The following is a 14,393-nucleotide window of genomic DNA, read 5'->3' as shown; positions in this document are numbered from 1 at the left end:
TCGCAGGCCACAGCCCAATGGGCGCGCCAATTGATCCGCAAATGTCGTTCTCCGTATTGCTCTCGTGACTGCGGAAGTTTAAGACCCCACAGCATCAAACGCTTTTGAGGAGCCAGCGATCATGTCGAACAACGATGCCTTCTTTTCTCGTTCTCTCGCCGATACCGATCCGGAGATTTTCGGTGCGATCGAGAAAGAACTCGGTCGTCAACGCCACGAGATCGAACTGATCGCTTCTGAAAACATCGTCTCGCGCGCCGTGCTCGAAGCCCAGGGCTCGATCATGACGAACAAGTATGCCGAGGGATATCCGGGCAAGCGCTATTACGGCGGCTGCCAGTTCGTCGACATCGCCGAAGAACTCGCGATCGAACGCGCCAAGAAGCTCTTCGGCGTCAACTTCGCCAACGTCCAGCCGAACTCCGGTAGCCAAATGAACCAGGCCGTCTTCCTGGCGCTCCTGCAGCCAGGCGACACCTTCATGGGCCTCGACCTGAACTCGGGCGGTCACCTGACCCATGGTTCGCCGGTCAACATGTCCGGCAAGTGGTTCAACGTCGTCTCCTACGGCGTGCGTGAAGACGACCACCAGCTCGACATGGAAGATGTGGCCAAGAAGGCCGAGCAGCACAAGCCGAAGCTGATCATCGCCGGCGGCACCGCCTATTCCCGCACCTGGGACTGGAAGCGTTTCCGCGAGATCGCCGATTCGGTCGGCGCTTACCTCATGGTCGACATGGCTCACATCGCCGGCCTCGTAGCCGGTGGCCAGCATCCGTCGCCGTTCCCGCATTGCCACGTCGCGACCTCCACGACCCACAAGTCGCTGCGCGGCCCGCGCGGCGGCATGATCCTGACGAACGACGAGGATCTGGCAAAGAAGTTCAACTCGGCCGTTTTTCCGGGCCTCCAGGGCGGTCCGCTGATGCATGTCATCGCGGCAAAAGCCGTTGCTTTTGGTGAAGCGCTGAAGCCGGAATTCAAGGATTACGCCGCTCAGGTCGTCAAGAACGCCAAGACGCTGGCTGAAACTCTCATCAGCCACAATCTCGATATCGTCTCCGGCGGTACCGACAACCACCTGATGCTGGTCGACCTTCGCAAGAAGAATGCAACAGGCAAGCGTGCGGAAGCCGGCCTCGGCCGCGCCTACATCACCTGCAACAAGAACGGCATCCCCTTCGACCCGGAAAAGCCCTTCGTCACCTCGGGCATCCGTCTCGGCACGCCGGCCGGCACGACCCGCGGCTTCAAGGAAGCCGAGTTCAAGGAAATCGGCAACCTGATCGTTGAAGTGCTCGACGGTCTGAAGGTTGCCAATTCCGACGAAGGCAATGCTTCGGTTGAAGCGGCCGTGCGTGACAAGGTTGTGGCCCTGACGGACCGCTTCCCCATGTACCCTTACATGTAAGGCAAAGGCTGATGCGCTGCCCTTTTTGTGGCTCGGACGAGACCCAGGTGAAGGATTCGCGGCCGGCGGAGGATAACACCTCCATTCGCCGGCGGCGGATCTGCCCCGATTGCGGCGGTCGCTTCACCACATTCGAACGGGTGCAGCTGCGTGAGCTGATGGTCCTCAAGAAGACCGGCCGCAAGGCCCCCTTTGCCCGCGACAAGCTGGTGCGGTCTTTCCAGATCGCGCTGCGCAAACGGCCTGTTGACAACGAGCGCATCGAGCGGGCCGTGTCCGGCATCGTCCGTCGCCTCGAAAGTTCAGGTGAGACGGAAATTTCCTCGGAAGAAATCGGCCTCCAGGTGCTCGAAGCCCTGAAGACACTCGATGACGTCGCCTTCGTGCGCTACGCCTCGGTCTATCGCGATTTCTCCCATGCTGAGGATTTCGAGAACGTGATTGCCGAGATCAATGCAAAGATCTCGCGCGACAGCGTTGCGGACTAGGCCGTGTCGATCACGGCGACCGACGAAGCCTTCATGCGCGAGGCAATCGCGCTCTCTCTACAGCATGTCGGCCAGACCGGCTCCAATCCATCCGTCGGTTGCCTGATCGTCAAGGATGGTAAGGTTGTTGGTCGCGGTGTTACGGCGCCGGGTGGCCGCCCCCATGCAGAGCCCCAGGCACTCGCCGAAGCCGGCGACGAAGCGCGCGGTGCGACGGCCTATGTCACCCTCGAACCCTGTTCCCACCACGGCAAAACGCCCCCTTGTGCAAACGCGATCGTCGCTGCCGGCATTGCGCGGGTAGTAGTCGCCGTGGCTGACCCGGATCCGCGCGTCTCCGGTCAGGGCCTGAAGATCCTCGCCGATGCCGACATCGAGGTCACGATCGGAATTCTCCAGAAGGAAGCGCGTCGCGCCATGGGCGGCTACCTGACGCGTCAGACGAAGGGACGTCCGCAAGTGACTCTGAAACTTGCTGTATCCTCCGATGGCATGTTGGGCAGACTGGGGGCGGGACAGATCGCCATCACGGGCGCTCAATCCAAGGAAGAGGTGCACCGGCTGCGGGCGGCGAGCGATGCCATTCTTGTTGGTATCGGTACCGCATTGGCCGACGATCCGGAGCTGACGGTGCGGTTGCCCGGCCTGGAAGGAGCCTCTCCGATCAGGATCGTGCTTGACCGCCGCGCCGAACTTCCGCCGTCATCCAAGATGGCCAAAACAGCAAGAGACGTGCCGGTGCTGCTGGCGGTCGCACCTTCGGCCATCGGCAACCGTAAGGCGCTGGAAGGTCTGGGGGTGGAGATCGTGGAGACCACGGGGCTCGAACACCTTCTGCATATCCTCGCGGAACGGGGGATATCCTCATTGATGGTGGAAGGTGGAGCGCGTGTTGCGGGCGATCTGCTGGCGCAAGGCCTGGTCGATCGCATCCATCTTTATACGGGAGACGCCGTCGTCGGGGAGGGGGGCATCGCGTCCCCCATCACCCGAGAATTTCGCCCGGCAGGCTTCGTGCTTCTGGAAGAGCAAAGCTTCGGCCGGGATAGCCGGCAGATCCTGGAGCGGCTGCCGGTTTCTGCCTGGCTTTAGCGCCAGAACAGCATGATCAGAATGATGATCGGGATCGGCACGCCGACCAGCCACATAAGAATACCACGACCCATGGGAGCCTCCTTTATCCGGTGAGTGAAAGAGCGCCTGGGCCTCTTTCGTAGATCGGAAACACGAAAGGTCGTGGAATTGTTCCGCCCTCGCTTCAGCGGCCAGACCCCGCGCCGGCTGCACGGGGTCCGCAGACAGGTGAGGTTCTGGATCAGCGGAGATAGAAGGTGACGCTTCCGTCTGCCGCGGTTTCGGCCCCGACGATATTGTCGAGTTCGACATTCTGGGCCTGCAGCTTGCGCGACAGCGCCGGATTGGCAATGACCGAGGCCTGGACGAGGCGTGCCTCATGCGATTGCGGCGTGACATGAGCGAATGGTGGTTCGCTATGATCATCCCGGATCGAGTCGATCAGGACCACGTTATACGCGCTGGGAGAAAGCCTGGTGATCGTGGTTTCGATTTGCTGCTCGGACGCAGTGCCCGGGTGCGGCATGGCAGCATAGCTGTCTGCACCGAAGGCGATCGTCGAGAGAGCGGAGGCACTGAAAAGGGTTGCAAAGCGGTTCATGGTCTTCATCCTTTCGAGCATGGAGCGATGGCGGGGGATTCCGTCGCGCGCTTGCAGAAAAGAAACTGGTATTAAACCATGTCCGTTTCCAGATCTTAAGCTACTGAATTCCATTAAACTTTCTTCATGATACACGCCCGATTTCTGCCTGCATTAGAGAGGCTGGAACAACAGCTGCGGCGCAAGTGGACCTTCTGCCGGCAAAGCCGTGCGTGTCAGGCGCAGCTGTCGTGATGGAAAAATGCTTGCCTTCCACCGGACGGCATGGTTTGACCGCGTTTCTGGCGGCCACAGCGCCGCAATCACATTCAGGATCAGGATCTGACCATGGTAAACAAGACGGCTTCGCCGCATTTGCTGATCGTCGAGGCGCGCTTCTATGACGACATGTCGGACGCTCTGCTGGACGGTGCAAAATATGCTCTGGAAGAGGCCGGCGCGACCTACGACGTCATCACCGTGCCGGGCGCGCTGGAAATCCCGCCGGCCATCGCCATGGCGCTCGATGCGGCCGATGATGAGGGCACGCAGTATGACGGCTTTGTCGCACTCGGCATGGTCATTCGCGGCGAGACCTACCATTTCGACATCGTCGCCAGCGAATCCTCGCGTGCGCTGATGGATCTGGCGGTTTCGGAATCGCTGGCGATCGGCAATGGCATCATGACCGTCGAGAACGACGATCAGGCCTGGGCACGGGTCCGTCGTTCCGATAAGGACAAGGGCGGCTTTGCTGCACGCGCGGCCCTCTCGATGATCGCCTTGAAGAAGAAGCTGGGTGGCTGAGTGATGTCGGACGAAGACAAGCATCCGGTAAAACCGGCAAACCAGCGCGGTGCAGCGCGCCTCGCTGCCGTCCAGGCCCTCTACCAGATGGACATTGCCGGTTCGGGTGTTCTCGAAGTGGTGGCCGAATATGAAATCCACAGGCTCGGCCAAGAAGTCGACGGCGAAACCTATCTGAAGGCGGATGCCTCCTGGTTCCGGTCGATCGTCGCCGGGGTTGTGCGGGATCAGACCAAGATCGATCCGCTGATCCGTCAGTCCCTGCAGGACGACTGGTCGCTGTCGCGCATGGACAGCACGGTCCGCGCTATTCTGCGCGCCGGCGCCTTCGAACTGATCGAGCGCAAGGATGTCCCGATCGCGGTCATCGTGACGGAATATGTCGAGATCGCGCAGGCCTTCTTCCCGGACGACGAGCCGAGACTGGTCAACGCCGTTCTCGACCGCATTGCAAAGCAGGTTCGCGCCCCGGCGCAGAAATAAGGTGAGTGACATGAGCGGAGCGACTATGGCCGGGCTGGATGGGCAATTGTCGACAGCCAGGCGAAATGTCGGTCTGCTCGCCGTCGCCCAGGCGATCCTCGGCTCTGCCCCGCCACTTGCCTTTTCGGTCGGCGGTCTCGCCGGCTTCCAGATGCTGGGCGCCGACAAGTCGCTGGCAACAGCACCGCTCACCGGCTTCAACATCGGCGTAGCCGCCGGCGCCATTGCCGTGGCGACCGCCTCGCGCTTCCTCGGGCGCCGCGAAAGCTTCATGGTCGGCGCTCTTGCGGGCGCGCTGGGCAGTGCACTTGCCGCCTTCGCGCTGATCCGCTCGGATTTCTGGCTCTTTGCCTTTTCTCTCGTGTTGATGGGGCTTTCGGGCGGCTTCACCCAAAAGATCCGCTTTGCCGCCGCCGATGCATCGCCGAGCTTTTACAAGGGCAAGGCGATTTCCTGGATCCTGGCGGCCGGCATCGTCTCCGCAATTGTCGGGCCGCAGATCGCCATCTGGCTCAAGGATGCGCTTGCACCCGTCACATTCGCCGGCGCCTTTCTCGGCCTCGTGCCGCTCTTGCTCTGCGCGATCGCCGTGTTGTTCTTCCTCAAGCTGCCACCGCTTGTCAGCAAGGCGGGGACCGCAAGCGAGCCAACCCGTCCGCTGCGCGAAATCGTCATGACGCGCCGCTTCATGACCGGCATGGTCTGCGGCATCGGCACCTATGCCCTGATGACCTTCATGATGACCGGCGCGCCGCTCGCCATGGTCGTCGGCTGTGGCTTCTCGTCCGATCTCGCCACCCTCGGCATCCAGTGGCACGTCATTGCAATGTTCGCCCCGAGCTTCTTCACCGGTGTGCTGATCAGCCGTTTCGGACCGGAAAAGATAGTGGCCGTGGGGCTCCTGATCCTGATGGCTTGCGCCGTCGTCGCCCATTGGGGCATCGCGCTGTGGAACTTCTGGGGCGCTCTGGTGCTGCTCGGGATTGGCTGGAATTTCGGCTTCATCGGTGCAACCGCAATCGTTGCCTCCAGTTACCGTCCGTCCGAGGCGGACAAGGTGCAGGGCTTCCACGACATCATCCTCTTCTCGACAGTGGCGCTCTCGTCCTTCTCCTCTGGCAAGGTCTTCACCGCCTATGGCTGGTCGGTGATGAATCTTCTGGTCTGGCCCGTCACGCTCCTGTGCCTCGTACTCATTCTGCTACAGCTGCGTGCAGTCTCCCGCCGCCCTGCCTAAGTTCCCTCTGCGACGCAAAATTTGCGCTCTTGACGCAACGAGAACCGCGACGCAATCTCGCCTCGCGTCGACGGGTCTCGGAGGAGGGGGCCCGAGTCTGCGTGACACCGCCCGCGATGAGTGAGGCGCGGGCAATACGGGAGGGTATTGCGAATGACGGTTCTTCTAGGCGTAATTTTATGCGGGCTTCTGTCCGTGATCTACGCGGGCTGGGCGACACGCTCGGTTCTGGCGTCAGATCAGGGCAATGCCCGAATGCAGGAAATTGCAGGCTATATTCGCGAGGGTGCTCAGGCTTACCTCACTCGGCAATACCTGAACATTGCGATCGTCGGCGCCGTCGTTTTCGTCGGCACATGGTTTCTCCTGTCCGGATCGGCCGCCATTGGCTTCCTGATCGGTGCAGTTCTGTCCGGTGCAGCCGGCTTCATCGGCATGCACGTCTCCGTTCGCGCCAATGTCCGCACAGCCCAGGCCGCATCCCACAGCCTGTCAGCGGGTCTCGACATCGCGTTCAAGTCGGGCGCGATCACCGGCATGCTGGTCGCGGGGCTCGCACTTCTGGGCGTCTCCATCTATTTCTACGTGCTCACGGCCATTCTCGGGCATGAAAGCGGTTCGCGCGAAGTCATCGATGCGCTGGTCGCGCTCGGCTTCGGCGCGTCGCTGATCTCGATCTTCGCCCGTCTCGGCGGCGGTATCTTCACCAAGGGTGCCGATGTCGGCGGGGACCTCGTCGGCAAGGTCGAAGCGGGCATTCCGGAAGACGATCCGCGCAACCCGGCCACCATTGCAGACAACGTTGGCGACAATGTCGGCGACTGCGCCGGCATGGCGGCCGACCTATTCGAGACCTACGCCGTCTCGGTCGTTGCAACCATGGTGCTGGCTGCGATCTTCTTTGCCGGCTCTGCGGCTCTCGACATCACGATGGTTTATCCGCTTGCGATCTGCGGCGCCTGCATCATCACCTCGATCATCGGCACCTTCTTCGTCAAGCTCGGCACCAACGGCTCGATCATGGGCGCGCTCTACAAGGGCCTGATCGTCACCGGCCTACTGTCGATTGCGGGCCTGGCCTTCGCCACGTCCCTGACCGTCGGCTGGGGCACCATCGGCACCGTCGCCGGCACCGAGATCACCGGCCTCAACCTGTTCTTCTGCGGGATTCTCGGTCTGGTCGTCACAGCGCTGATCGTCGTGATTACGGAGTACTACACCGGCACCAACAAGCGCCCGGTCAATTCGATTGCCCAGGCATCGGTGACGGGCCACGGCACCAACGTCATTCAGGGCCTCGCGGTCTCGCTGGAATCGACGGCGCTGCCTGCCATCGTCATCGTCGGCGGCATCATCTCGACCTACCAGCTTGCCGGCCTTTTCGGCACGGCAATCGCCGTCACCACCATGCTTGGCCTCGCCGGCATGATCGTGGCACTCGATGCCTTCGGCCCTGTCACCGACAATGCCGGCGGCATTGCGGAAATGGCCCATCTGCCTCCGGAAGTGCGCAAGTCCACCGATGCGCTCGATGCCGTCGGCAACACCACGAAGGCTGTCACAAAGGGCTATGCGATCGGTTCTGCCGGCCTCGGCGCCCTGGTTCTCTTCGCCGCCTATTCGAACGACCTTGCCTACTTTGCGGCCAATAGCGCGCAGTATCCTTACTTCGCCGATATGGGGGCGATTTCCTTCGATCTCTCCAATCCTTACGTTGTCGCCGGTCTGATCTTCGGCGGTCTCATCCCATATCTCTTCGGCGGGATCGCCATGACCGCCGTCGGCCGTGCGGCCGGCTCGATCGTGGAAGAGGTTCGCCAGCAGTTCCGCAACAAGCCCGGCATCATGCAGGGCACGGAAAAGCCTGACTATGGCCGGGCCGTCGACATCCTGACACGCGCCGCGATCAAGGAAATGGTTATTCCCTCGCTGCTGCCGGTTCTTGCCCCGCTCGTCGTCTATTTCGGCGTGCTCTTGATCTCGGGCTCCAAGGCCTCGGCCTTTGCGGCACTCGGTGCCTCGCTGCTCGGCGTCATCGTCAACGGGCTTTTCGTCGCCATTTCCATGACGTCTGGAGGCGGTGCCTGGGACAATGCGAAGAAGAGCTTCGAAGACGGCTTCATCGACAAGGATGGGGTGAAGCATCTGAAGGGCTCGGACGCCCACAAGGCCTCCGTGACCGGCGACACCGTCGGTGACCCCTACAAGGATACAGCAGGTCCGGCCGTGAACCCGGCGATCAAGATCACCAACATTGTGGCACTTCTGCTTCTCGCTGTCCTTGCACACTGAAGCTTGATTGTTTGGAGACAAAAAGAAACCGCGGAAGGCAACTTCCGCGGTTTCTTCGTATTTGGATCTCTGCTGCTGGCTTAGTTGCCGAAGCCGCCCCCACCAAGAACGTTCTTGACGCTGTTGGCAGCCCCGCCGCCGCCCGAGAGCAGCTGCTGCAGGAAGGTGAGGTCGCGCCCGCCGGTGGGCGTCGTCCGCGATATCGTGTCGAAGACCTTGCCGTCCTGAAGCGTGTAGTTCGCCTCCTGGGTGACGATGCCGTCCTTGTCGAAGTAGATCGCCAGGATCTGCTGTTCGACCAGCTTCTGCTTCATGAAGGCGACGGAGCGAACGCGCTTCTGCGAGATGTAGTAGAACACCTCGCCATCGAACGTGGCTGTTGTCGAGGGAGTGCCGAGCGACAGCAAGACCTGTTCGCGGCTGGAGCCGACCGGGACCAGATCGAGCGCTGCCTGATCCACCACATAGCCGTTGTGAAACACTTCGGAGGTCGTGCAGCCGGAAAGCCCGGCAAGGGCAAGAGCGAGAGCCACGGCCGTGGTGTTCATCAGCTTCCTGTCCGCTTTAAAAATCCGAATGTTCACGCACGAGTCTCCCATGACTGTCGACGGCAACCGGAAGGATGCCGGGTCGCTTCTGCGCATAGCATTGTGGCCTTTCCGGGGAAGGGCCGCTCAATTGCCTGCGCTGCCTTCTTTCCCGCCACTTTGCCGATGGAAGCGGCAGGGTGAGGGGAGAACGGCATTGCAATTCACGTCTGCTTCGGTAAACCAGCTTTCGCAATCATGCAACATGAGCACGACCGGGCCCGGGCCATCGGCCGTCTCTTTTTGGTGGAATTGAATGGTATTCGGTTTCTTCCGTCAGAAAAGAAACAATCAGGCGATCGTCGAGCGGCAATACGCCGCCCTGACGTCGGCCGCGCGCACACCTGCCTTCTACCTCGACATGAATGCACCCGACACCGTCATGGGTCGGTTCGAAATGCTGACGATCATGCTGATTCTCTATTTTCGCCGGACCGCCCGGTCGGATCGGAGCGGACAGGAGATCGCGCAGAACATCATCGACGCCTTTTTCGAGGATGTCGATCATTCGATCCGCGAACTCGGTGTCGGCGATCCAGGCGTGCCCAAACGCATGAAGAAGCTCGCCAGCATGTATTACGGCCGGCTTGAATCCTATGCCGGAGCCCTCGACAAGGGTGACCACGAGGCGCTGGCAGCGGCACTGGCCCGCAATCTTCATCCCGAAGTCACCCCCGCCCCCGATATGAAGGCACTGGCGGACTGGATGTTTACCGCAGAACAGGCGCTCTCCCTGGTGGAAGAGCCGGAGATCGAGACGGGCATGGCGCGGATCGCCGTTCCTGCGAGCTAAGACCTCCGCAGGTGGTGCCAGCGCGTGACTGCCGCAGGCTGCCTGCAACGGACAGAGGAATATCCGATGAGCAACAGACAATCCGACGAGCCCGCCGAATTCACCTACCGCGTCAAGGTCGGCCATGTTTCGGCAAATCCTGTGCAGGTTCGCGTTGAAGCCGATGCCCGTGAGCGCGCCGGTCTGGCAGAACTTTGGGAAGTGGAGGCGGTGAACCGCCTGGCGGCCGAATTGCAGATCGCACGCTGGAAAAAGGATGGTGTCCGCATCAAGGGTCACGTCTCCGGCGAGATCGTTCAATCCTGTGTGGTGACGCTTGAGCCGGTCGTATCAAGCATCGAACAGGAGATCGATCAGATCTTCGTGCCGGAAGGGTCGAAGCTCGCCCGCATCGTACTGGATGGTGCCGGCGAAATGGTGCTCGACCCCGACGGACCGGATCTGCCTGAGACCTTTGTTGGTGATACCATCGATGCCGGAGCGCTGATCGCCGAATTCGCCGCCCTCGGCATCGATCCCTATCCCAAAAAGCCCGGCGTCCAGTTCGCCGGCCATATCGAGAGCGAGCCGGAAGAAGACAAGAAACCGTCTCCCTTTGCCGTTCTCAAGGACTGGAAAAAGGATTGATGATCCCCCATCTGCGCCCGTGGGTGGGTTGTGCCGTCATTGAAAAGCGGTATTTTGACCGAAATTTCGCTGGCCAGCGATCAACAAGGGTCAGGTATAAGTGATCAGAATTTCTCTCGACGTCATGGGCGGCGACTTTGGTCCCGAAGTCACGATACCCGGAGCGGCCAAGGCGCTGGAACGTCACCCGGAGGTCACCTTCCTCCTTTTCGGCCAGCAGGAGCGCTGCTTGCCGATTTTGGCGCAATTCCCCAAGCTCAAGGACAAGTCGGTCTTCCATCACTGCGAAGTCTCCGTGGGAATGGACGAGAAGCCGAGCCAGGCGCTGCGCCGTGGCCGCTATGTCTCCAGCATGTGGCGCTCGATCGAGGCGGTGAAAACCGGCCAGGCCGACGTCGCGGTCTCCGCCGGCAATACCGGCGCGCTGATGGCCATGGCCAAGTTCTGCCTGCGCACCATGGCAACGATCGAACGCCCGGCGATTGCCGCCATCTGGCCGACGCTGTCGGGCGAAAGCATCGTGCTTGACGTCGGTGCCGGCATCGGCGCCGATGCGCAGCAATTGCTGGATTTTGCCGTCATGGGCGGTGCGATGGCCCGTGCACTGTTCGAGCTTGAGAAACCGCTCGTCGGTCTGCTCAATGTCGGCGTCGAGGAGATCAAGGGCCAGGAAGAGGTCAAGGAGGCGGGCCGCCTGATCCGCGAGGCTGGCCTCGATACCATCGACTATTACGGCTTCGTCGAAGGGGACGACCTCGGCAAGGGCACGGTCGACGTCGTCGTCACCGAAGGCTTCACCGGCAATATCGCGCTGAAGACGGCGGAAGGCACAGCCAAGCAGATCGCCGAATATCTGCGCGCGGCCATGTCGCGCACCTGGATGGCCAAACTTGGCTACATCCTTGCCAAGGGTGCCTTCGACCGCGTTCGCGAGAAGCTGGATCCGCGCAAGGTCAATGGCGGGGTCTTCCTCGGCCTGAACGGCATCGTCATCAAGAGCCATGGCGGCACCGATGCCGAAGGTTTTGCCGCAGCCGTCGATGTCGGCTATGACATGGCCCGCAACGGCCTGACGCAGAAGATCGAAAACGACTTGAAGAAATATCACGCGCGGCAGCCGGCTCCGGCAAGCCCTGAAAATGTGTGACGACAAGGCAGGAAACACGATGATCCGTTCAGTAGTTCGCGGGTTCGGAGCTTCGCTCCCGAAGCGGGTGGTCACCAATCGCGACCTCGAAGACATGGTCGAGACGTCGGACGAGTGGATCGTCCAGCGCACCGGCATCCGCCAGCGTTATATTGCAGGCGAGGGGGAAACCACCGCATCTCTGGGAGCCGCGGCCGCCGAGCAGGCGCTGCAGAGGGCGGGCCTCACCGCTGATGACATCGACCTGATCATCTGTGCGACCTCGACACCGGACAACACCTTTCCGGCAACGGCCGTCAACATCCAGAACCGTTTGGGCATGACCCACGGCTTTGCCTTTGACGTCCAGGCTGTATGTTCCGGTTTCGTCTATGCCATGGCAACGGCCGATCTCTACATCAAGGGCGGCATGGCAAAGCGCGTGCTGGTCATCGGTGCCGAAACCTTCTCCCGCATCCTCGACTGGACCGACCGCACCACCTGCGTGCTCTTCGGGGACGGTGCTGGTGCGCTCGTGCTGGAAGGCCAGGAGGGCGACGGCACACTTGCCGACCGCGGCATCCTGACATCCAACCTGCGATCCGATGGCACCCATCGCGAAAAGCTCTATGTCGATGGCGGTCCCTCCACGACCGGCACTGTCGGCCATCTGCGCATGGAAGGCCGCGAAGTCTTCAAGCATGCGGTCGGCATGATCACCGACGTCATCGAGGCTGCCTTCGATGCCACCGGCACGACGGCTGCCGATATCGACTGGCTGGTCCCGCATCAGGCCAACAAGCGCATCATCGACGGCTCGGCAAAGAAGCTGGGTATCCCGGACGAGAAGGTCGTGATCACCGTCGACCAGCATGGAAACACCTCTGCCGCCTCCATCCCGCTTGCTCTCGCGGTCGCGGCCGGCGATGGCCGGATCAAGGCCGGCGACCTCGTGATGCTGGAAGCCATGGGCGGCGGTTTCACCTGGGGCGCGGTCCTGCTGCGCTGGTAGTCCCAAAAAGAGTAAATATTGCGCACCAACAAGAGCTTGACCGTCGCCGTTAAGGACAATAGGTTCTTCCGAATTCAACAAGATCATTGATTTAGGCGGGCGAGAACTATGGCCGGGAAGACAGTGACACGTGCGGATCTGGCAGAATCAGTCTTTCGCAAAGTCGGTCTTTCGCGAACGGAGTCTGCGGAGCTGGTCGAAACGGTGATCGATGAGATTTGCAACGCCATCGTGCGTGGCGAATCCGTCAAGCTGTCGTCCTTCGCAACCTTCCAGGTGCGCAGCAAGAACGAGCGCATCGGTCGCAACCCGAAGACCGGCGAGGAAGTGCCGATCTCGCCGCGCCGGGTGATGACCTTCAAGGCCTCCAACGTCCTGAAGCAGCGCATTCTGCGCGCCCACATCGCGCGCAAGGCCAAGCAGAAGCCGGCCAATCCCGCAGCTTGATCCGACCAAAAACGGTGGAGTGTCGCTCCATCCGTTACGGATCGCTTGAAAAATCCGTCCCAAACCGTTGAAATGACGGGCGAGTCGCGCAGGCCCTTGCGCATCGCACGTGGAGCATGGTCATGCAGTTGGACAAGAGCCCGGATGCTTTCCGCACCATCAGCGAAGTCGCTGATGATCTTGACCTGCCGCAACACGTCCTGCGTTTCTGGGAAACCCGCTTTCCCCAGATAAAGCCGCTGAAGCGCGGCGGCGGCCGGCGCTACTATCGGCCTGATGATGTCGAATTGCTGAAGGGCATTCGCCATCTGCTCTACGATCAGGGCTACACGATCAAGGGCGTCCAGAAGCTGCTGAAGACCAACGGCAACAAGTTCGTGATGGCGGTTGCCACCGGCGATGTCGCGACCATGGAAGCGCTGGTGGCCGCGAGCTCTGCCAAGACGGAAGATCCGCGTGTGGCCCTCGACGACGATCAGGTCGTCGGCCGTCCGAAAGTGCGCGCGAGCGGCCGCTTCTTCGGCTTCGGCGGGTCCTCCGATGACGCGTCCGAGATTTCACTCGGCAAGGGCTCGATCGCCAAGGAGGATCGCGCCTTGCTGCAGGAAGCCTTGTTCGACCTTCTGGAATGCAAGCGCCTGCTCGATCAGGTGCGGTGATCTCCGTCCGCAGCCCGGCGATGCAGATGCGCCTGAAGTTCACCAAGGGAACCGAGACAGCCGAAAGACGTTGAGGGAACATCACGAACCGTGAGAGGTCCCATGAAACGCTTCTTCGCCGCCGCCCTTCTCGTCGCCACGCCTGCACTTGCCCAGACACCGTCTCCGGCACCCCGCGCCTCGGAAACCGCAACCCGTCCGCAGACGGTGGAGGATGCCTGCATCTTCGTGGCAAAAAGCGTGCTGATGGTGAAGGATCTCAAGGTTGGCGTTGTCCAAGCCTTCCCAGATCTGAAGCCGCCGGGCGCGCGCCTGACTTACTCCACCCGAATGGACGCAGGCGAGGGCGACATCACCGACGAGATCGAATGCCAGTTCGATACAGGCACCAATCCCACACAGGTGACGCGCTTCTGCATGGACTCGACCTGCTATGCGTCCGACAGCGAAGATCCGGAGGATCGCCGCCGCTTCGAAGAGGTACAGGCGCTCATGCAGCGGCTGAAGTAAGCTTGAGGAAATTTTCAGCGCCCGCGACTTTCCCCTTGCACCAGCAGGCTTCACTGTCTAAAGGGAACGTGCCGTTTAGGCAGGTCGGGGCGTAGCGCAGCCCGGTAGCGCACTTGACTGGGGGTCAAGGGGTCGTGGGTTCGAATCCCGCCGCCCCGACCAATCTCTTCCTTGATATCCCAGCAAATTTCTCTTCATATCTTACCGGAAAGACCGGTTTGTCATTCGGATGTCCTAGTAATGCTGCACCGCAGCATTAC

Annotated in this window: 16 protein-coding genes and 1 tRNA gene; 15 read left to right on the top strand and 2 right to left on the bottom strand. The window is 61.2% G+C overall.

Annotation, left to right across the window (positions count from 1 at the left end; all coding sequences use genetic code 11):
• Positions 1-121 precede the first annotated feature (121 nt).
• From glyA to ribD, 3 genes are read left to right on the top strand one after another with little or no spacing between them, the layout of a single operon-like run.
• Positions 122-1,411 carry a serine hydroxymethyltransferase gene (gene glyA, locus ASE36_RS01160; protein WP_062274771.1) on the top strand — a complete coding sequence of 430 codons (1,290 nt, stop codon included), beginning with the start codon at positions 122-124 and terminating at the stop codon, positions 1,409-1,411.
• A gap of 11 nt (positions 1,412-1,422) precedes the next feature.
• A complete protein-coding gene (gene nrdR / locus ASE36_RS01155; RefSeq protein ID WP_062274768.1) occupies positions 1,423-1,899 on the top strand; it encodes a transcriptional regulator NrdR in 477 nt (158 codons plus the stop codon).
• Positions 1,900-1,902: 3 nt separating this feature from the next.
• Positions 1,903-2,991, top strand: a complete 1,089-nt coding sequence (gene ribD, locus ASE36_RS01150) for a bifunctional diaminohydroxyphosphoribosylaminopyrimidine deaminase/5-amino-6-(5-phosphoribosylamino)uracil reductase RibD (protein WP_062274766.1) — start codon at positions 1,903-1,905, stop codon at positions 2,989-2,991.
• A gap of 223 nt (positions 2,992-3,214) precedes the next feature.
• Here ribD and ASE36_RS01145 read toward each other — a convergent pair whose 3' ends face one another.
• Positions 3,215-3,574 (bottom strand): hypothetical protein, encoded by a 360-nt coding sequence (locus ASE36_RS01145; RefSeq protein ID WP_062277797.1) that lies wholly within the window; start codon positions 3,572-3,574, stop codon positions 3,215-3,217.
• Positions 3,575-3,901: 327 nt separating this feature from the next.
• Here ASE36_RS01145 and ribH point away from each other — a divergent pair, with 327 nt between their 5' ends.
• The 4 genes from ribH to ASE36_RS01125 all read left to right on the top strand — a co-directional run bounded on the left by ribH (position 3,902) and on the right by ASE36_RS01125 (position 8,372).
• Complete coding sequence (ribH, locus tag ASE36_RS01140; RefSeq protein ID WP_062274763.1) at positions 3,902-4,360, top strand: 6,7-dimethyl-8-ribityllumazine synthase; 459 nt, start codon at positions 3,902-3,904, stop codon at positions 4,358-4,360.
• Between the two features lie 3 nt (positions 4,361-4,363).
• Positions 4,364-4,843: a transcription antitermination factor NusB gene (gene nusB, locus ASE36_RS01135; RefSeq protein WP_062274760.1), complete on the top strand. Its 480-nt coding sequence runs from the start codon at positions 4,364-4,366 to the stop codon at positions 4,841-4,843.
• Positions 4,844-4,853: 10 nt separating this feature from the next.
• Positions 4,854-6,080, top strand: coding sequence for an MFS transporter (locus ASE36_RS01130; RefSeq protein ID WP_062274757.1), 1,227 nt, complete (start codon positions 4,854-4,856; stop codon positions 6,078-6,080).
• Positions 6,081-6,233: 153 nt separating this feature from the next.
• A complete protein-coding gene (locus tag ASE36_RS01125) occupies positions 6,234-8,372 on the top strand; it encodes a sodium-translocating pyrophosphatase (RefSeq protein ID WP_062274753.1) in 2,139 nt (712 codons plus the stop codon).
• A gap of 80 nt (positions 8,373-8,452) precedes the next feature.
• Here the strand turns inward: ASE36_RS01125 and ASE36_RS01120 are convergent, their stop codons facing one another.
• Positions 8,453-8,971 carry an outer membrane protein assembly factor BamE gene (locus tag ASE36_RS01120; protein ID WP_062277794.1) on the bottom strand — a complete coding sequence of 173 codons (519 nt, stop codon included), beginning with the start codon at positions 8,969-8,971 and terminating at the stop codon, positions 8,453-8,455.
• Positions 8,972-9,215: 244 nt separating this feature from the next.
• On the opposite strand from ASE36_RS01120, the gene ASE36_RS01115 reads away from it, so the two are divergent.
• The 8 genes from ASE36_RS01115 (at position 9,216) to ASE36_RS01080 (ending at position 14,295) form a co-directional block, all read left to right on the top strand.
• A complete protein-coding gene (locus ASE36_RS01115) occupies positions 9,216-9,752 on the top strand; it encodes a ubiquinol-cytochrome C chaperone family protein (RefSeq protein ID WP_062274750.1) in 537 nt (178 codons plus the stop codon).
• 66 nt (positions 9,753-9,818) lie between these two features.
• Complete coding sequence (locus tag ASE36_RS01110; protein WP_062274746.1) at positions 9,819-10,379, top strand: YceD family protein; 561 nt, start codon at positions 9,819-9,821, stop codon at positions 10,377-10,379.
• 100 nt (positions 10,380-10,479) lie between these two features.
• On the top strand, positions 10,480-11,526 hold the full coding sequence (gene plsX, locus ASE36_RS01105) for a phosphate acyltransferase PlsX (RefSeq protein ID WP_062274743.1): 1,047 nt from the start codon (positions 10,480-10,482) through the stop codon (positions 11,524-11,526).
• Between the two features lie 19 nt (positions 11,527-11,545).
• Complete coding sequence (locus ASE36_RS01100; protein ID WP_062274740.1) at positions 11,546-12,517, top strand: beta-ketoacyl-ACP synthase III; 972 nt, start codon at positions 11,546-11,548, stop codon at positions 12,515-12,517.
• Positions 12,518-12,625: 108 nt separating this feature from the next.
• On the top strand, positions 12,626-12,964 hold the full coding sequence (locus tag ASE36_RS01095; protein WP_006727522.1) for an integration host factor subunit alpha: 339 nt from the start codon (positions 12,626-12,628) through the stop codon (positions 12,962-12,964).
• A 128-nt stretch (positions 12,965-13,092) separates the two neighbouring features.
• Complete coding sequence (locus tag ASE36_RS01090; RefSeq protein ID WP_062277792.1) at positions 13,093-13,623, top strand: MerR family transcriptional regulator; 531 nt, start codon at positions 13,093-13,095, stop codon at positions 13,621-13,623.
• 102 nt (positions 13,624-13,725) lie between these two features.
• The gene (locus ASE36_RS01085; RefSeq protein ID WP_062274736.1) at positions 13,726-14,133 is read left to right on the top strand and encodes a hypothetical protein; all 408 of its coding nucleotides are present in this window, start codon (positions 13,726-13,728) and stop codon (positions 14,131-14,133) included.
• Between the two features lie 85 nt (positions 14,134-14,218).
• Positions 14,219-14,295 (top strand) — tRNA-Pro (locus ASE36_RS01080).
• The last annotated feature ends 98 nt before the right edge of the window (positions 14,296-14,393 follow it).

This window comes from Rhizobium sp. Root274 (assembly GCF_001429245.1).
GTDB lineage: Bacteria > Pseudomonadota > Alphaproteobacteria > Rhizobiales > Rhizobiaceae > Allorhizobium.
This window is presented reverse-complemented; position numbering and strand designations above follow the sequence as displayed.